This is a genomic window from Spirosoma foliorum (assembly GCF_014117325.1).
Taxonomy (GTDB): Bacteria; Bacteroidota; Bacteroidia; order Cytophagales; family Spirosomataceae; genus Spirosoma; species Spirosoma foliorum.
Genome location: NZ_CP059732.1, coordinates 797,392 through 816,967 on the forward strand (window position 1 = coordinate 797,392; position 19,576 = coordinate 816,967).

The 19,576-nt window shown below is 42.4% G+C and carries 16 protein-coding genes; 14 read left to right on the forward strand and 2 right to left on the reverse strand.

Features of this window, described 5'->3' with window-relative positions; translation table 11 throughout:
• The first annotated feature begins 206 nt into the window (after positions 1-206).
• Positions 207-443: a hypothetical protein gene (locus H3H32_RS03315; RefSeq protein ID WP_182461256.1), complete on the forward strand. Its 237-nt coding sequence runs from the start codon at positions 207-209 to the stop codon at positions 441-443.
• 207 nt (positions 444-650) lie between these two features.
• Positions 651-950, forward strand: coding sequence for a hypothetical protein (locus H3H32_RS03320; RefSeq protein WP_220472596.1), 300 nt, complete (start codon positions 651-653; stop codon positions 948-950).
• Between the two features lie 50 nt (positions 951-1,000).
• Here the strand turns inward: H3H32_RS03320 and H3H32_RS03325 are convergent, their stop codons facing one another.
• Both H3H32_RS03325 and H3H32_RS03330 read right to left on the reverse strand, forming a co-directional pair.
• Positions 1,001-4,330 carry a right-handed parallel beta-helix repeat-containing protein gene (locus H3H32_RS03325; protein ID WP_182461257.1) on the reverse strand — a complete coding sequence of 1,110 codons (3,330 nt, stop codon included), beginning with the start codon at positions 4,328-4,330 and terminating at the stop codon, positions 1,001-1,003.
• Positions 4,331-4,332: 2 nt separating this feature from the next.
• The gene (locus H3H32_RS03330) at positions 4,333-4,800 is read right to left on the reverse strand and encodes a response regulator (protein WP_182461258.1); all 468 of its coding nucleotides are present in this window, start codon (positions 4,798-4,800) and stop codon (positions 4,333-4,335) included.
• Between the two features lie 414 nt (positions 4,801-5,214).
• Here H3H32_RS03330 and H3H32_RS03335 point away from each other — a divergent pair, with 414 nt between their 5' ends.
• The 12 genes from H3H32_RS03335 to H3H32_RS03390 all read left to right on the forward strand — a co-directional run bounded on the left by H3H32_RS03335 (position 5,215) and on the right by H3H32_RS03390 (position 19,572).
• The gene (locus H3H32_RS03335; protein WP_182461259.1) at positions 5,215-5,562 is read left to right on the forward strand and encodes a LytR/AlgR family response regulator transcription factor; all 348 of its coding nucleotides are present in this window, start codon (positions 5,215-5,217) and stop codon (positions 5,560-5,562) included.
• A 679-nt stretch (positions 5,563-6,241) separates the two neighbouring features.
• A complete protein-coding gene (locus H3H32_RS03340; RefSeq protein WP_182461260.1) occupies positions 6,242-7,138 on the forward strand; it encodes a glycosyltransferase family protein in 897 nt (298 codons plus the stop codon).
• 84 nt (positions 7,139-7,222) lie between these two features.
• Positions 7,223-8,680, forward strand: coding sequence for a right-handed parallel beta-helix repeat-containing protein (locus tag H3H32_RS03345; protein ID WP_182461261.1), 1,458 nt, complete (start codon positions 7,223-7,225; stop codon positions 8,678-8,680).
• A gap of 453 nt (positions 8,681-9,133) precedes the next feature.
• Positions 9,134-9,946 (forward strand): polysaccharide biosynthesis/export family protein, encoded by an 813-nt coding sequence (locus tag H3H32_RS03350; RefSeq protein WP_182461262.1) that lies wholly within the window; start codon positions 9,134-9,136, stop codon positions 9,944-9,946.
• A 39-nt stretch (positions 9,947-9,985) separates the two neighbouring features.
• Positions 9,986-12,295, forward strand: a complete 2,310-nt coding sequence (locus H3H32_RS03355) for a GumC family protein (RefSeq protein ID WP_182461263.1) — start codon at positions 9,986-9,988, stop codon at positions 12,293-12,295.
• Positions 12,296-12,375: 80 nt separating this feature from the next.
• On the forward strand, positions 12,376-13,053 hold the full coding sequence (locus H3H32_RS03360; RefSeq protein ID WP_182461264.1) for a sugar transferase: 678 nt from the start codon (positions 12,376-12,378) through the stop codon (positions 13,051-13,053).
• Positions 13,054-13,082: 29 nt separating this feature from the next.
• Positions 13,083-13,844, forward strand: a complete 762-nt coding sequence (locus H3H32_RS03365) for a WecB/TagA/CpsF family glycosyltransferase (protein ID WP_182461265.1) — start codon at positions 13,083-13,085, stop codon at positions 13,842-13,844.
• Positions 13,845-13,911: 67 nt separating this feature from the next.
• On the forward strand, positions 13,912-15,342 hold the full coding sequence (locus H3H32_RS03370; protein WP_182461266.1) for a flippase: 1,431 nt from the start codon (positions 13,912-13,914) through the stop codon (positions 15,340-15,342).
• 2 nt (positions 15,343-15,344) lie between these two features.
• Positions 15,345-16,253 carry a glycosyltransferase family 2 protein gene (locus H3H32_RS03375; RefSeq protein ID WP_182461267.1) on the forward strand — a complete coding sequence of 303 codons (909 nt, stop codon included), beginning with the start codon at positions 15,345-15,347 and terminating at the stop codon, positions 16,251-16,253.
• 9 nt (positions 16,254-16,262) lie between these two features.
• On the forward strand, positions 16,263-17,435 hold the full coding sequence (locus tag H3H32_RS03380) for a glycosyltransferase family 4 protein (RefSeq protein ID WP_182461268.1): 1,173 nt from the start codon (positions 16,263-16,265) through the stop codon (positions 17,433-17,435).
• Complete coding sequence (locus tag H3H32_RS03385; protein ID WP_182461269.1) at positions 17,432-18,691, forward strand: O-antigen ligase family protein; 1,260 nt, start codon at positions 17,432-17,434, stop codon at positions 18,689-18,691. Before H3H32_RS03380 ends, H3H32_RS03385 begins: the two co-directional genes overlap by 4 nt.
• On the forward strand, positions 18,688-19,572 hold the full coding sequence (locus tag H3H32_RS03390; RefSeq protein ID WP_182461270.1) for a glycosyltransferase family 2 protein: 885 nt from the start codon (positions 18,688-18,690) through the stop codon (positions 19,570-19,572). The genes H3H32_RS03385 and H3H32_RS03390 overlap by 4 nt, the downstream gene beginning before the upstream one ends.
• The last annotated feature ends 4 nt before the right edge of the window (positions 19,573-19,576 follow it).

Consider the following 19,576-nt stretch of genomic DNA (forward strand, 5'->3'; position numbering starts at 1 on the left):
TCTAGATTATGGATCATAACTTACAGTGAATCGGACCGTTACCTCATTTTTTATTTTAAATGCTCACTTTTTTTTGTGCATAGTTAGTTAAAAAATACAGCATGCTTTATACTAACATTTTGTTTACAGTTTACTTTATATTTTGGCTTATTTCGCTGTAAAAAATCACTTTACCCATAAAATTGATAAATCTTTATTCCACCCATATGCAATCTCAACTAGTGATCCAGGTAGGCAAACTGAAGGGCCCATTTCGAGGTTTTAGAACGCAGTTCAATCGCTTTACATTTTCTAATGGAGTAAGCTGGCTCCAGAATGAACCCAAATACCTGTATTATTATGCGAATAATCCCCGTGCAAGGGTTATTTACGAAGCGGGTGTTTACATCTTAGAGGTAGATGGCACTTCTGAAACTGTACAGGTTATTCAGGATGCATCATAAACCAGCTATTTTATCCCTTCTTACCGCTTTTGGCTTCGCTGTCAATCCGTCTAACTTATTACGATACCACTCTTATTTCTTTGCTATCGATTCATAAGCTTATAGCCGTGATCAAAATGAATGGCGCTTAAGTCATAGTCTTACGGGTATTAATTTCCTATATATGTCCAAGCCTGAACTACTGATTTTTCCAGGCAACAACTACCTATGTCTGATCACGTCGACAAGTTTGAAGACGAAAAGAAGTCTGAAATGCCGGAAATATACGATCAGGAACTAGACCCTGTTCCAGAACTACCAGTGCGTCCATTGGTAACTATATATGCTGTTTTGGTAGCAATCTCATTTTTGCTACTGGTTTTGAAACAAACCGGTCAAATTGACTGGGCCTGGTGGTGGATAAGCTTACCATTGTGGCTGGCACCAATTGGATTTATGTTTCTGGCACTAATAGTGCTTTTATTAGCGGTTTGGCAAGAACTTAAAAGAGCTTTTCATATACGTTAGTCTGGTATAATTCTATTTACTTGACTTTGTATTGATAATTAACTTTAGCGTCACTGGGTACGGCCATCTACCTGGGCTTGGTCATCTTCGCCATTTAGAAATCCATTGCCTGGTATTGAATCAGGGTCGCCTACATTCGACGCTTTAATCTGGGCTCTATTAATCCAGTTGCCAGGCATCGTAGCCCGAACCTGAAATGATATAGTTTGCGTAGAGCCCGCAGCAATGGGGGGCAGAGACGCTCTCAAATACTTACCATCTACTATCCAATTGGTCGAATCAACCAATTCGAATCCATCAGGTAACTGGTTTTCGAGCTGTACACTATCGGCGGCAAGTCCTCCTCCATTTGTAACAGATAATGTGAAGGTTAGTAAATTACCTATCTGTAGTGTACGACTACCAGCTACCAGTTGTAAATTTAAGTCAGCCTGATCGGGACTGGGAGTAGGTTGATTAGAGACTACAGTTGGCAGTAAACGTTGATTAGGGTTAGGAGATTCAACAATAGCAGAGGCCGTATTGCCCACACGTAATTCAGCGGTTGCCGCATCATCTTCTCCATCAGCAGTACCTGAGTTAGGAGTACTGTCAGAGTCAGGCGAGTTGGCCGTAGTTATCTGAGCTGAGATATGAAATAATCCGGCAGTTGTTGGCCTTACTAAAAAGGTAAAAACAGTGTCGCTTTGTGGAGCAAGCTGGGGCAATTCTCCAGTCAACACATTATCACTATAGGCTTGTCCGCTGCTATCAACAAAATCAAGATAAGCAGGCAGGCGGCACGTCCATCGCGCTAACCCAGCCTGAACATTACTTTGATTGCTAACCCGAAGGCGAAAATTAACCGGTTCATTTACTTGTAAAAAGCGTTTTTCATTTTCTAAAAATAAGCTAAGGTCAGTGGTCAACAGTGGGATAGTGTCCTTTAGTAAAATTGTCGAACTAAACGGACTGAGGGTAAATGAACCAGTATATATTTGATTCTTTACATTTCGATAAACTCCTTCGAGTGTAATAACACTATCTCTCAGAGTAGGATTATAGAATAATTTAATAAAATCGTCGGGATTATTTCGAATAGGTGCATCCTCTTGCAGGCGAACATTATCGAGCCAGAAAGTTGGTCCTTCGCCATCAATTTGCATCATCACAACGGCATTCGAATCACTGTCAGTTGGCGTAAACGGTAACTCGAAACTCGTACGTGTTGTGCTGATCGGGATAGAATATCGTTCATCATATTCTTTGTAAGGAGAGCCATATTGTCGAAGATAGACCAGTATGGTATCTTTGGTTGTAGCAATAGCATCAAATCGGAGCACATACGTTTTGCCTTTTGTAAGGGAAACAAATTTAGCCGCCTGAGCATATGAATTGCTTTGCCCTGATGAACTCGTAAAGCCCACCCGCAGACTTCCATTATCTAATTTGTTCGTGTTATCTTGAGTAACCTCCCCGTTGTTATAGCGACTGTAAACGAGGAACCAATCATCGTTACTTGTATCGAAAGTCGAATTAAACTTGTTGGTTCCACCAGCCCCATCGTTTTTATACTGCTTATAAGTAATAGGACTACCTGTTGAATGAAGATCGAGCCCACCCGAAAAACTCTTCCACTCATCTAGCGACCAACCCCTGCCAAAAGTTGAATTTATAACCCCCAGTACTGAACCATATTCTTTAAACGGGCGAGCATAATAATTTGAATCGATTTGACCGTAAAGAAGCAAATCATTGGTATTCGATTCATAATCTGCCGTAAATTGAGAGGACTCTTTGCTAACACAGATATTCCGCTTTATGACATCGTTTCGAATCGGACATACACCCCCATTATGATAGACGATTAATTGAGTTCCACTGTTATTAAATAGAGTGTTGTCTGTAAATGTGATCTTATTTGCTGCATGGAGAAAGACTCCTCGCGTGTTACCAAATACAGTATTATTTCTCACGTCTACATTCTCAGTGCAATCGTCAAGAAATATTCCGATGGTATAATCTAACCAAGGAGCGCCACCTGCTGGGTTATTGTATAATATATTTGACAATATATGGATGTTAGTCATTGCAGCCTTATTGCCATTCCAACAGTATATACCACCTCCATCAATTTTAGAATAACAGTAATTTGAAATAACATTCTGTTGAATAGTTGTATTATTCCAGAATGTTATTCCATTATAGCCTACGCTATCAATAGTATTTTTTTCGATCAATACAGCTAGGTTCGCCTTTGAGGCTATCCCGTTATATTGGCCATCGCCACTTTTACCCCGACCGGGAACGATGCCAATACTTCGGAACAAATTACCTCTCAGCGTAACAGTTTGATAAGCGTCAATGACAAGACCATTGTTATTAATACTAGTTACAGTATTATTTTCCATGATTATGTTTTTGCCCGATCCACTGATAATAACTCCGTCTTCGCCCGCATTGGTAATGTCAAGGTTTATTAGCGAAAGATTTGAGACATTTTGAGCTATTATATTTGTATTGAGTGTTTCTGTACACCTTAAGTTTCGTAGTTCAATGAAAGATACATTAGCGAGGTCTATCCCCCGACTATTGACAGTGGTTGTCAGTAATTGACTAGGCAATACATTTTGTGTATTGTATAGTAGCAACTTTTTATTGGTTGCATCATAGCACCATTCATCATCTCTATCTAGTGTTGCCGGGTGATTTTGAAAAAAATATTCAGAATTATCTCTGGGTGTATAATTTGAGTAATTAAACAAGTTTAACGCATCACCATATTGATGATCCACAACAGCCCGGTCAATAATCCAAGGAGTAGGTCGCATGACTACCTCGGCCCCCTGCCAATCTATTGTAGTGGGTAGGTGTTCCTGACTGAAGATTTGGTATTTCTGAGTATGCGCTCTGATGGTAAGGTTCCCTTTATTGGGCTCGTCTGGATTGGGGTAACGACCAAGTGACAGGGGGACACCATTACGGTATAAACCAGTAACCGCGGTACCACAGGTCGGGCAGGATGCCTGCCAGATATTATTTCCGGCATTGGTCCAGTTAATTACTGGCACTGAACCGGCTAAAACAGGCTTTGGCCCACTATCATATGCGTCAAAAATAATAGGTGCGCTGGCCGAGCCTGACCTACGTATTGTTAAGGTGCCTCGAAAAGTATCGCCCCGCCGAAATAGGACTTTATCGCCAGGTTGCAGCGACAGACCGTTGATTTTACTTAACGTTTGAAAGGGGAATGTACTAGACCGTCCATTATTAGAATCGTTACCGTTACTGGCAACATAATAGGTAATCTGTCCCAGACTAATCGATATAGGTAAAAAAAACAGAAATAATAATTCAAAAAAAAATAGACTTGCTTCTCGTTTGTACATTTTTAAAAACATAACTATTGAGTGCGTAAAGGAAGGGTAACAACTTCCCACCAGTAACGTCGGAAATTGTAAAGACAATTTAACCATTCATGATAGGTGCTGGGTTTAACAATATAGGAGGCAACGCTAAAAGAATATACTAGCGCTATATCTTCGGTCGTCTGAGAAAAACTAAGAGTTATAATAGGCGGTTTTCGATAGAAGGCGGAGTTTTTAATGAATTCCAGGATAGCTACTCCATCTTCTCGTCTGGGTAGGTATAATTCGGCTAAAATCAGTCTGGGCAGTTTAACAGGATCATCTGCATGGGTCTGCAGGTAGGCGATTGTTTGTGCTGTATTGTTCATCCATATCGGCGTTACTTCAGGAAAAGTTTGGGCTAAAACGGCTCGAATAATAAGCCACTGCTCTGCATTATTTTCAACAACCAGAATTGGAACTGGTGTTTCCTTTCGGCGCCGAGGAGTTGAATGTTTACTCATTTATGTACAATTGTGGGTATATAAGTATAAAATTAAGTTTATAGTGTATATAAAGACTCTTAGGTCATGTAGACTTTAGTCAACTCTTACTGCATTAGTACAATGTATAGAGTGGACCAGAGATTGACGCCATATTATCTTGAGTACTTAAACGGGACGAATCTGCTTGCTCTTAATTCAATCAGAAAATATGTTTCGATCTACTCGATGTTAATTTCCCAGTAAATAAATGGCTTATACCAGAGTTTCACGCAGCTATTAGTGACTTGGGTTCTCCAATAGTAACTATAGTAAGTCTTTCTAAGTCTAAATGTTTAGTCAATGGCTGATTTATGTAATGTTTACTAACTATGTATTGGCAAAACCAAATTTTACTTACCATCGTATATGTAAAGAACACCAAATAAGACAAATATGAATACTATCCAATTGGTAGGTCATCCTCAACCAGTGGCCATCAATTCAATTGTCTGGTTAGAAGGAGAAGCAAATTATACTCGGGTACATTATCAAGATGGCAAAAGTGTTATTGTTACCCAGTCGCTGCATTGGTTCGAGCAGAATATAGATTTTATTCGTATTCATCGATCAGCTGTTATCAATCCAATGTTTGTACAGGAATTCGGTCAGAAGCGCGGCCGGTCCGGATGGGTCCGGATGACTGATGATAGGGTCATACCCGTTTCCCGTACACGACTTGAACTGACTGAAACCAGACTTTTGCAGGTAAATAAACACTTGCAACTGAACAACGATAGCTAAAAAACTAGCTTGCTCATTGCTCAAATGATTATGTTTTGGTTATATAGGTTGACTTTTTTGATTACCTACCTTACTAGTGCTTTTCCAATTTAGATTCTATAGTTCTGTAGATTCTATCGATTCTGATAATCAGGTATATAGTATCAAAAGAATCTAGTAGTATCAAAAAAATCTATTTTGGAAGAGCTCTAGAGTATGATTAACGAAAGTTGTTATTCGGTAACCTAAAAGAGTCAATCTTTACAAAGATACTTCCTCTTTTTTGCGCCTAAAATAATTAATTTCTAAACTGGTACTAATTGAAAATTTTATATTTTAAAATATATAAATCCACTAAATTTGTTGTCATATTATACAATTTGGTAAATAATTAGTATAATATAATGAAATTTAAACAACTAATAATCATTTTTAGTTTAGTGTAATTATAAAACAGTATTCTGCTTTTTCTTTTCTTCAGACGCTTACCCTTCTAATTTTATAGAGAAATCATCCTTAGATGATAAGCGTACTATGTTGGCTAAGCTTACCTGTGCTATGATTGTTTAGATTATCCTGAACACACTGTATGCTATAGAAAGTAAAGTGCCCTTGGCAAATAGTAAACTATTACCTGATTATAGACGTCGTTTGACATGCAGGTCTATGACTCTTTTAACTACTCAACGCTGTTTCAATTATGTATGCACCCGTGCTCTTATTTGCGTACAAGCGCCCTGTTGAATTACGGGAAACGCTTCGGGCTTTACAGGCCAACCATCTGGCTTCACAAAGCGACTTATACATCTTTGTAGATGCGCCCAAACGGCCAGATGATGTCGCTAAAGTTAATGAGGTTCATAAGCTACTAGATGCGGTATCTGGTTTTCGTACAATTCATCGAGATTATGCAAAAAATAATATTGGCTGTGCTGATTCAATAATTAGAGGTGTGTCTCAAGTATTGTCCAAGCATCCAACTGCTATCATTGTAGAAGATGATCTGATTACTGCACCAAACTTCCTGGATTTCATGAATCAGTGTCTGGTGAAGTATGCAGATAATAAACGTATTTATTCGGTTGCGGGTTACACGTTGCCATTTTCACAACCCGCCCAATATACTTCTGATACCTACACAGTTCCCCGTCATAGCCCTTGGGGATGGGCAACCTGGGCTGACCGCTGGCAATCGATTGATTGGGATATGAAAGATTATCCGGAGTTTGCGCGTGACCGCCAACAGCAAAAAGCATTTATGCAGGGAGGCTCAGACCTCGTTGGTATGTTACGAGATCAAATGGAAGGGCGGTCCGATGCGTGGGATATCCGTTTCTGTTACAATCGATTTAAAGGAAATGGCTTGTCTATCTATCCAACCAAATCGAAAGTACAAAACATCGGATTTGGCAAAGACGCTACACATACTGATATTTTTAATCGCTACAAAACCCAACTGGACGAGGGTACACAACGAACATTCGACTTGCCAGAATTAAACCAGCCCACCGATTATTACCATCGGCAAACACTTCGTCATTACAGTGTTCCGGTCAGAATTTATAATCGATTAAAGACCCTGGCTGGAATGCGCTGACGTTTTCTTTCTCTTCTTGCCAATGATCACCTAACTCGTTTTTTCAAACGGGCCGATACCTCACTTACTTTATTATTCATTATTATGAAGCAATTAATCAGGCTCCAGCTAAGTGCGTTTGTCCTTATGCTTGCCGGACTAGTTTGTTGTAAGACATCAGATCCTGCACCAGACCTAGTTGTACAACGGCAGGACACGCTTAGCATTACTCAGGTAAGGGCCATCAACTCGACGCCTGTCCCTACAAGTGTTGAGATTACAGATGCGGGTAGCGAAGGGATCTTCAAGCTGGATGTCGCCGATCAAAGCAGCGTCGATAATACTGGTATAATTCTGGTTACCAAAAATGGCTACCGATACAGGCGAGATTTCCAGGGCTCTGCTAATCTACTCTGGTTTGGTGTCAAGCAATCGGACGCTGATATTGGCCCTGCCTTGGAGACGGCCATAAAAGCTACCGGAAACATTTTTATTCCCGACGGGAAATACACGCAGCTTACCACAGTGCATTTGGCCAGTAATTTGACCATTCGAGCCAATGCTGGCAAAGTACTTATTACGTTGCCTAAAGTATACGTTTCGCTTTCAAGTCCCGTCGACCCTTCGATTCAGTTAAAGAATATCCTGGTAGATGGACTATCCTGGAATCTAACCTCCACACAAAGTAGTTTAAATGGGCCAATTTATATTGATGGCCCTACTGTTTCGGATCTGACCATTCAGAATTGTACCAGCGTCGATGGAACCGCCAAAGACAGCACAAACTGGCTGACGCTAAAAATTCAGGCTGGAAAAACTGCAACAAATATTGTCGTGAAGAATAATACAATACAGGCGAAACGTATGGCTTGTGAGATTTTTAATCATGATAACTACAATATCTACGCGGGTAAAAACATAACCGTTAGCGGAAATACATTTTACAACTGCCACTTTGGTCTGTCTTTATCGGGGCCTTTAGCTCAGCTTACAATTGATAATAACGACATAAAGAACTGCAGTTTATATGGTATTGAGATTGCTGGAGCTGCTCAGAATGTGACGATTACGAATAACCGGTTTGAGGGCGTCTTTGATAAGTTCCTTGAAGGCTCGAATGATGGGGGCGGAAATGGTTCTATCGTTGGAGGTATGGTTGTTACAGGCAATTCAACAATAGGTCTATGTCAGGGAGGGGTACAGTTTCATAATGGTGGAGCGATGCAGTTTAGCAAAAACAATTTCCGAATGACGGGAATGTTGGAACTCCTGCATTCAACTTCAGGCGGCACCTTCACTGGGAACAGCATTGAAAGTTCGTCGAACAAGGCAATTATCTGCGATGACACCCCTAATAATACGTTCTCAGAAAACACCATTTCTAATAAGGCCAGCTCTGGAAATCAGGCTACGTTTATGGCTTATGGTAGTAAAGCCATAAATAACGTGCTGACAAAAAATAGATTGATTCAGGGTATGGGTGGTAAACCGTATGATGCTGTTTTAGGTGGTAGTTGTCAGGCCTCTATGAATTACGATGAAGCAGGTAATCCAATCCCTTAATGTACTTGATATAGGGTAGTGATATTAAGTCCACTAAATGTAAAAATAGGTATTATAATCGTTATTGCCTTTACCTATTTAGTCTTCCAGGCTTGTGATAGACTGGGCTATAGAATCATTTTAGGCCCTATCCGAGCAATTAATTTCTAATCAGGCAAAGGTGATAATATTAAATTTATCTATTGAATTAATCCAATCAATTTGTTACTATTAATAATGATAAGTAAATAATTGGTTAATGTTAAAATAATTTTGAAAATTAAAAACATCTATAAGTTTACCCATGTTTTATTTAGGCAGGTCTATTATATGTCTTTCTTAAAAACACCTGCTATAAATTTATAGTAGATAACATCGAGCGAGTGACGTATATAACTCATAAGGTTGCCGTCTGTTAAAAGCTTCTGTTTCTACACTGTAAAATACTCAACGTACTTATCAATAATTACCTTAATGCACAAATTATTAACGGATGAAGTAAAAAGGAGGGGAATTATTTTATGTGGTTATGTTGTCATTGCTCTTTGGTTAGCCTCACTGGCAGGATGCACATCGGCCCGAAAGCTGATTTACTTTCAAGGAGCCACGAGTAGTGATGACACGGTAGTAATACCAGAGCCATTTGTCCCAACCATTAGGAAAGGAGATGTATTATCGGTTCAGGTAAGCAGTTTAAACGCAGAAGCGTCAACCTACTTCAATCCATCATCAGTAGCAGAAACAACGCCGTCAGTAACGCCAGTTAACCCACTCGCTCGAACAGCTGGCTATTTAGTGGATACCGATGGAGCTATTAAACTACCATTAATTGGTCAAGTAACGGTAGTTGATTTAACAAACGCAAAGGCAGGCCAACTAATAAGCAGTAAACTTAAAGCCTATTTAAAGGAGCCGACCGTTACAGTGCGGAACCTGAATTTTAGAATATCGGTGCTGGGTGAAGTAACCCGACCATCGCTATTTACAATTCCAAATGAACAGGTAACACTGCCAGAAGCCCTAGGCCTGGCTGGCGATTTGACCATTTACGGTCGTCGAGACAACGTGCTGATTGTTCGGGAAGAAGGGGGGAAGCGTATTTTCGCCCGGCTGGATCTGACTCGACGTGATGCGTTTAAATCGCCATATTATACACTTCACTCAAACGATGTAGTGTACGTAGAGCCTGGTAAAGTTCGAGTAACAAGCGTAGACAGAGTCTACATCCTAACGCCTATAGTGACTGGAATACTGTCATTAATTGCCATTATCGCCACTCGGCGATAACTATAAAATTACTTTCTTACCAACGTTAACTTCATGATTATGAATGACAACTCCACGCATTCGTATGTTCCTTATCAGGTTGTCTCCGCCGACAACTCAGCCTTTCGGACGTATATTCTACCGTTGCTCCGTCATTGGCCCTGGTATGTTCTATCCCTGAGCATTGCCTTCGCCGGAGCTTATGCTTATTTACTTTACAAGCAACCCATTTATCGAACTCAAGCCAGCTTGTTGCTTCAGGATGAAAAAAGAGGAAATGGGCAAACAAATCCACTAAAAGAACTGGAAGTTTATACGCCTAAAAAAGTGGTGGAAAATGAACTGGAAGTACTGCAATCATCCACTTTAATGGAGCATGTAGTGAATACCCTTCATTTAGATACCCGCTACTTTCATGAGACTTCGTTCGGGAAGCGCGAAATTTATACAGATTCGCCAGTCTTGATGCTGGTTGAAGCACCCAACCCAATCTTGTATAAAAAACCACTGCTTTTGTCTTTCCCAACAAATCAATCGGTTCGTATCAGCAATGGAGAAAAGGCAGAAACGTATCCACTTAACCAAGGCATCCAGACTCCCTATGGGCGTTTACGGATCGTAACACGACAAGCTGTCAATCCAAAAACTGAATCTATTATTGTTCAGGCTATGCCCCCGGCTGCAGCTGTAAGTATGTATGCCAGCAAGCTGAAAGTAGAGCCGAGCAGCAAAACCTCAACCGTTGTTCGGCTAACGATTGAAGATGCGGTTCCTCAAAAAGGAGAAGCCATTCTGAACAACTTAATTAATGCCTACAACCAGGCATCTATTACCGATAAAAACCGGGTAGCAGCCAATACACTCAACTTTGTTGAGAATCGGCTGCGTATGGTGTCCGGTGAGTTGTCGGCCGTAGAGAAAGAGGTGGAGCAGTATAAATCCACAATGGCTATTACGGATTTGGGAGCTCAGGCACAATCGTTTTTACAGACAAGTCAGCAAAACGACACACAGCTTAATCAGGTAACGGTTCAACTGGCTGCGTTAAATGAGTTACAGGATTTTATTACGACACAATCCGATAAACGAGGAAGTACACCAGCAATTGTTGGCCTGAACGATCCGATTTTATTGGGTGAGATCAATAAACTGTCGGAACTTGAACTAAAGCGGGACGGATTGGCGCAAACAACTTCGGACGAGAATCCGATGTTGCAAACGATTGATAATCAGATAAAAGCGACTAAGAATAACATCAACCAGAACATAAAGTCGATGAAGGCGATACTGAATACGTCGAAAGATCAGTATACCGCCAAAAACGAAAAACTGGAAAGTAGCATCCGTACCATTCCGAAGCAGGAACGTGCTTTGATGAATATCACGCGGCAACAGGCGATCAAAAACAATCTGTATACCTATCTGCTTCAAAAACGCGAAGAGATGGCAGTTACATTTGCGGCTTCTGTTGCCGACAGTCGGATCATTGATGTCGCTAAAAGCACTATAGATCCAGTGAAACCCGTAGGTGTTGTGATGTATGCTCTCTTTGGTTTGATTGGCTTCTTACTACCAACGGGAGTCATTGCAGGGCGAAATGCGTTGAACACACGGGTAACGCGTCGGGTTGACGTTGAGCATGTCACGCAGGTGCCTATTCTGGGCGAGGTGATGAATAAACGGCAACGCGAAACGCTTATTGTTGCGCCTAATCAACGTTCGGTTATTGCTGAACAGATCCGGTCAATCCGAACCAACCTCCAAACCTGGACGGGTGAAGGTGGCCCCAAACAAGTAATGCTTTTTACCTCTAGTATGAGTGGTGAAGGCAAATCGTTCGTGTCCTTAAATTTAGGGGCGAGTCTAGCCTTAATGCGCCAGCCAACAGTTATTCTGGAAATGGACATGCGTATGCCTCGCTTGCACCAACTCTTTGATATAGATAACACAGTAGGGCTAAGTTCTTACCTGAGTGGTGAGGCTGAATTGGCCGATATCATTAAACCTGTGCCAGGCCATCCCAATTACTTTATCATTCCTAGCGGTCCGCTGCCTTCTGATCCTTCAGAATTATTGCATGACGTTACGATGAAAGAGCTGATCGAATCCTTGCGGGATCAATTCCGGTATATCCTGCTTGATGCACCCCCAATTGGTATTGTTACAGATGCCCAGGTTGTAGCCCCTTACGTCGATTCGACCCTGTTTGTTATTCGTCATGGAGTAACGCCAAAACACAGTCTTAAAGTACTTGACACACTTTATCGTGAACAGCGCTTTCAGAACCTCAGTATTATTCTGAATGGCGTAGGTGGTAGTGAAGCTTACCACTACAGCGACCGGCTTAAGAATAGTTACTCATACCGGTAACCCAATTTTATTTGGGCCCCTTTTTTCGGCGAACTAGCCGTACTTATCCAACTTCATCGCATGCAAAAATTGATATTCGTATGCAAGCATCTACCAACGGAAAAACTTTTCAATTATATCTCGCCTACGATGTACAGTCAAAGCCACGAAACAGACAGTGGCTACTGGCTGGCATCAAAAAGAGGACCTTTGACCTCGCCGTTGCCAGTCTGGTAACGGTAGTGGTTCTTATGTGGCTTATTCCTCTACTAATTCTAGCGATAAAATTAACTTCACCAGGGCCACCCTTATTTATTCAGTTGCGAACGGGTCGGAATGGTCGCGTATTTCCATGTCTGAAATTTCGAACAATGACGTATGATCGTAATGCTCAATTTCGTCAGGCAACGCGCAATGACCAGCGGGTAACTCGCCTTGGAAAGTTTCTGCGACGAACGAATCTCGATGAAATGCCGCAGTTTCTGAATGTACTGATGGGACATATGAGTATTGTCGGGCCTCGTCCGCATCCATTACCGCTAGATGCTGAGCATTGGCATACACTACCTGGTTACAAAGAACGTTACGCTGTCCGTCCCGGTATTACCGGCTTAGCCCAGGCAAGAGGAGCACGAGGTGAAACCGACGAGTTGTATAAAATGAAACAACGCGTACGCTACGATCATTTGTACATCCGTCGCCAGTCGTCTCGCCTGGATGCGAAAATTTGTTGGTGGACAATTAAATCAGCCATCTTAGGAAATAAAAATGCCTGGTAGTCAGATTTTAACCAATATTTCTCTAATAAATGGCACGCGTTTTACAAATTAATCTATACGATGCCGGATTAGACTCGGCTGTTCAGGAGATAATCCAGCAATGTCAGTTAACGGAATCCCGGCAAAACAGGTGTGTTAGTGCCACCGATGCCCACGGCTTAGTAACCGCCTTTAGAGAGCCAGCTTTTAAAGCCGTCCTGAATTCGTTTTACTGGAATCTGCCCGATGGTATGCCCAGTGTCTGGATCGGAAAACTAAAGGGGGCAAAGCAAATGACTCGTTGTTATGGTCCTGACCTGTTCCGGTATGTTTTTGAGAACAGTGCCAATACATCCATCAAACATTTCCTGTGTGGGGGTAAGGAGGGTATAGCTGATGAACTGAAAGCGGCTGTTGGTAAGAAGTTTGGGAACCTTCAGGTGGCGGGTACATACTGCCCACCGTTCCGGCCCATGTCTGACGATGAATTCCGGTCATTAGCTGAAACAATCAATCAATCGGGCGCGAATATTGTCTGGATTGGCATAAGCTCGCCCAAACAGGAATACTTTGCCCAGCGACTGGCGAAATGGACCAATGTTAACTTTATTGTTACCGTTGGAGCAGCCTTTGACTTTCACACAGATCGTGTACGCCAAGCGCCAGGATGGATGCAAAAAGCCTCGCTGGAATGGTTGTTTCGACTTTCGATGGAGCCTAAGCGTTTATACAAGCGTTACCTGAAAGTTATACCTTTATTTATCTTGTTCAATATTAAAGAAGCCATCTCGCCAAGAACTCATTTCTCGTAACGTTGGAGACGACAGTTTTATGAATGATCTGAACTTTCCCAACTAGCGTATCCAGAATTATTGACTTATGCTGAGTAGAAAAGAAGCTATTGTTTTAACCGATGCCCAGTTGGCCGATGCATCAGGTGAGCTAGTCGCTTCTGCCGATGTAGAGGCAGTAGCTCCCAAATCATCAGTTTTGTCAAAATCAACTCTGAAGCGGTTTGCCGTCAATGTAGCCTCTTTGTTCAGTATACATGTGGCTAACATGTTACTGCCTCTGCTTACGGTTCCTTATGTAGTGCGTATCATTGGGCCTGAACGGCTGGGTCTGCTTAATTTTTCGCAGGCGTTTGTTGCCTATTTTACACTGCTTATCAACTACGGTTTCGACATGGCAGCCGTACGGACCATTGCTGCCAATCGAACCAATCAGGACGTAACGAATCGGGTTTTTAGCGAAGTGGTAGTTGGTAAAGCACTGCTTTGGGTTCTGTCGACCATTATTTTCGGTTTCATTTCCTACTTTGTTCCAGATTTTCGGGCACACCTCTGGTTGCACATTTGTACATACATAGGTTGTCTTGGTATCGTATTTTTTCCGGTATGGCTTTATCAGGCCATGGAAAATCTGGGTCGGGTAGCCCTGTTCAACATGATTACCAAGGTGCTGGTCATGTTAACCGTGTTTATTTTTATCCGACAACCAAACGATTACATCTACCAGAATCTTTCGCTGAGTCTGTCTCAGGTAGCGCTTAGCTTTATTGCATTCTTTGTAGCAGTCAAACGATTCAATATCACGTTTGCCTGGCCAGGCCTTACTAATATGTTGATACGGTTTCGTAATGATAGCACGCTATTCTTTACGTCTGTGGTCGCAACAATTTATGCTGGGTCGAATGTGTTTTTACTGGGTATCTTCAGTACGCCCTATAACGTTGGTATTTTTTCGGCAGGAACACGTATAGTCGGTATTGCGCAGGCCTTTGTTTCGCTGGCACTGAACCAGGCTTTCTTTCCGATTGTGGCCAGCGCCTTTGGCGAAAGTGAAGAGAAAGGTTTGACAGTTGTTCGGACTATCTTTTTTCCGGTGATAGTCCTGATGATGCTGATTTCGTTAGGATTATGGCTTATTGCTCCCGTTTTTATCTCCCTGTTTTACGGGGCCAAGTTCGACGATGCCGTTGTAGTACTACGTATTGTATCGCTTTTGCCAATTACACTGGGGCTTAATAATTTATTCGGTGTTCATACGATGCTTAGCCTGCGTATGGACAAAGCGTTTTTTCGGATTTCGGCTATTGGTTCAATCATTAGTTTATCGCTTAACGCTTTACTGATCCAGCGATTTGGACCTGCTGGAGTGGCCGCTTCCTGGGTCACAACAGAAGCTTTCGTTACCTTTTCTTTTTATGCCTACCTGCGTTATAAAGGTATTCAGGTAGTTAAGCTCGCGTATTTACAGGATGCCATTGCTTTCAGCAGAAACCGTTTGGCAGTCCTGTTTAAACAGTAATTATGAAACGTATAGCCGCGGTTGTTGTGACTTATAATCGACTCGATGATCTGAAGAAATGCCTGGTGAGCCTGCAAACGCAGACCCGGCAGCTCGACACGATCTATGTAGTCAATAATGGAAGTACAGATGGAACGAGTGAGTGGCTGGCAAAGCAATCGGACTTAACTGTACTGACTCAGGCCAATCTGGGTGGAGCTGGTGGTTTTGCTACCGGTATAGCCCAAGCTTACCACGATGAATACGATGGCATATGGTGCATGGACGATGACTGTCTGGCCACTCCGAATGCGCTCGATAATCTGCTTTGTTCGCCTAATATAGGTCCATGCATAAAAAACAGTGTATCGCTTAGTAGTCAGCTTAACGATGAACTGGCTTTCTTCGTCGATTTGCCTAATAAGGCTTTCCGGCATGCTGCCGATATGGCATCCTTCGATATGCTCTTCGGTGTTGCAGCCTTATTCAACGGAACCCTGATCAGTTCAGAAGTAATAAAGACGATAGGTGTACCCGACAAAAAACTGTTTATCTGGGGCGATGAGGTAGAGTACATGTCTCGAGCTCAGAAAATGGGATTCCCAGTAGTAACTATTCCGAAGTCAATATTTTATCATCCACCCAGTGTTGATCGGGACGGGATTCCCTGGCCGGGTGCCTGGAAAAACTATTATCGGATTCGTAATGAGCGCCGTGTTTTTCAAAATGCTCATGGTAATAAATACGGCTTTATCATGTTTCTGTTTTGGTCAATTCGGGCTACGTTCAATCAATTGGCTGCCTTTCGGAAAAATAGGATGTACAACTTCTTACTGTTTGCAGAGGCTTCTTTCGACAGTTTGCTGAATAATTTCCGCAAACGACCTGAGACAATTTTTACGCTTCGGCTTTACCGATTTATGCATAAATAACAACCCGTCATGAATGTACTGATTGTTACTTATCTGGCTCCTGTTTCACCTTCTGGTGTTATTACTTATTGTCGAACGCTATCTAATGATCTGGTAAAGGCAGGGGTAAATGTACATACTGTCAATGCCTCTGATACGCCCTCTGTCTGGAAAAAATGCCTGGGTGTTTTAAAGTATATCATGCGATCATTGGGTGGGGCTTTTTATGTTGTTTATGACGAATTTGCCTACTTCACAGGTATTTATCTGGCCGTTCGTAAACTGCGCACGTCGGACTTCGATATTATTCATGCACAAGATCCTCGATCAGGGATAGCGGCTTTTCTGGCCTTAGGCAAACGTGTGCCTGTGGTGCTGACCTGTCATTTCAATGACGACCCAGTTCGTGAGTTAGCTAACCAGTTTGCCCTTAAGCCACGTTTTACCCAAACACTCACGAGTTGGTATACTTACCTGTTTTCGCACATCAGTAACTACGTATTTGTATCCAACTACGCGTATACACAATCGAAACATCTTTTACCCAAAGAGATTAATAAAGAGATTCTCAGAAACACCGTTCGTCTGGATCGGCCTGCCAAACTTGCCAAGCCTGCATTGGATAAAGACACACGGTTGATAATTAGTAATGTAGGCTATATAGATGAGCGGAAGAATCAGAAACTTTTGCTTCAGATTGGACACGAACTTCGGAATCGGGGCATCGTTAATTTTGCGATCTGGCTTATTGGCGATGGGCCCAAGCGGGAGGAATATAGCCAACTGGCCCAGAAACTAGAGTTGACAGACTGCGTTACATTCTTTGGCCGACAAGCTTCGCCCTGGCGATTGGTAGCCCAAAGCGATTTGTATGTGCATACGGCTCTGAACGACAACTGCCCTTATTCAATTGTAGAAGCGTTTGCTATTGGAACACCAGTGCTGGCCTTGCCCGTTGGTGGTATTCCTGAAATGGTGCCTGCCAATTTTGGAATATTACATGGCGAGAATGTTAGCGAAATGGCAACGGAAGTTACCCGTTATTTTGATCCGTACCAACGACAACAGACAGCTAAGGCTCAACGGGCTAATGCTTCTCTGGCTTTCAATCACGAGGATAACCTGAAAAAGCTACTGGCCTTTTATCAGCAAACAATTGGTAAATCAGTACCTAACTATACTCAATCATCTTACCCTTTATGATAATCTGGTTGTATCGATTCATACTCTTTGTCTTATTATTCGGGATGAGTGCCCTCATTTACGGAGGAAATGCGCTGAACCCGATTTTCGATAAGGCCGTTAGTGGAACTGCGTTAGTAGGCATTGTATCGCTCGTTATTTTTTACCCCCAATTTCCACCCCTTTATAAATGGGTAGCCTGGTTCTTATTTCTGGGGGTTATTGGTCTGGTTCTCGAATCCAAATATGAATACGGCCAATATGTTTATTCTTACTTTGTTATTAAGCGTTTTGCCTATTGTGGCTTGGCATTAATGACTTACGTAATCGCTACAAGAGCTGGCGAATTAAAATTAGAGTATGCGATCTATGTGATTTTTGCTTTCTATGTTATCAATCAGTTATTTCTGGGGCAGATTTTTAGCTACAATCTAACCTCCGATACCCGGACTGTAACGTCAAACGAAGCGTTATATCTGGTTATTCCCTGCCTGTATTACCTAATGATCTACCTGAAAGATCGTCGTATTGTCGATCTATTTAAGGTTCTTCTCACATTTGGTCTCATCGTGTTCTTATTACACCGTTCAGTTATTTCGGCCGCAATTGTCGGGATTGCCGTAGTTATAGGGCTTTCACTGGTTGGGAAATTATCGACAGGAGAGTTGCCGATGGGACGCACATTGGCCACCTTTACAGTTCTGCTACTCTTACTGGCTCCCGTCATGGGCATGCTGCCGGGCAACAAAGTCGATGCCTTTCTGGAAAATATTGGTGGTATTCTCGACCCGAAGGAAGATAATACGGGTAGCTGGCGGCTGGAGCAATCAGAATATTATCTGGGCCTTATTCCGGATAAACCCATGTTAGGCTGGCGCTATGAAGGTTACGATAAGGGCGAGATTATGGAAAATGAAGACTTCCCAACGAAAGGAACCATTATCCACTCGCAGTACATCGATATGCTGTACAACTATGGTGCTGTTGGGCTAAGCATTAACCTCCTGATCATATTTGGTACGCTCCTGACGATATATCATCGGAATCCAACTCTCACTACCGAACAGACTGTTTTATTCGGCTTTATCGTGAGTGGATTGATCTATGCTGTATCCTATCAGTTGCCCGTCTTTTTCTGGGGTTTTGTTGGCGTTGGGATGTATTACGCATTCAAATCTCCAGAGGTTCCTGTTATCACCTATAATCCACCCCAGCATGCCCAACCGGGCTTATCGTCACGTCCGGCTGTTTTACCTAAAAAGCCACTAAGTATATGATTAGCATAATAATTCCCGTTCACAACCGCCTGGAATATACCCGCCAATGCCTGGCCTGTCTGGCGGTTCAGACCTACCGAAATTTTCAGATTATCGTGGTGGATGATGGATCGACCGATGGTACTGATATCATGATCAATCAGGAGTTTCCAGATGTAGTGGTACTCCGTGGCGATGGTAATCTGTGGTGGACCGAAGCTACGAACTGGGGCATTCGTTATGCTCAACAACACCAGAATAAACAGGACGCCAATTTCATCCTGACGCTCAACGATGATACGCGTGTTGAACCCGATTATCTGCAAACGATGATTGATGCCTATCGAGAACACAAGCCGTGTTTGGTGGGGTCGGTTAGTGTGAATAGTGAGAATCCCGAAAAGCTTGAATATGCCGGTTCTGAATTTGAATTGTACACGGCAGGGGGACGGCATCTGGCAGAGGATTACAACTACAGTTATAAAGAGCTGGTTAGCCGAAAAACGTATGTAGAATCGGGCTCGCTACCGGGCCGGGGCACGCTGATCCCATTGGATACTTTTGATCATATTGGCCTGTATGATTCGAAACGATTTATGCATTATATGTCCGATATCGAATTCTCTGTACGGGCTCACAAAGCAGGTTATAAGCTGATTGTCAATGTGCCTAGTCTGGTGTACGAATACACCGAGGCAACGGGTATTCAGGTGGAGCGCAAGATAACATTGAAGGAGTTTATTAAAGGGTTTACGTCCATCAAATCGCCAACCAACCTGAGGGTACGCTACAATTTTGCAATTGCCCATTCAAAAACGAAAGTCATTTACTTCTGCTGCGACGTTGGCCGGATATGCGCTGGTTTTTTGCTCCGTAAGATTAAACTCATGAAACCATTGTAAGGCC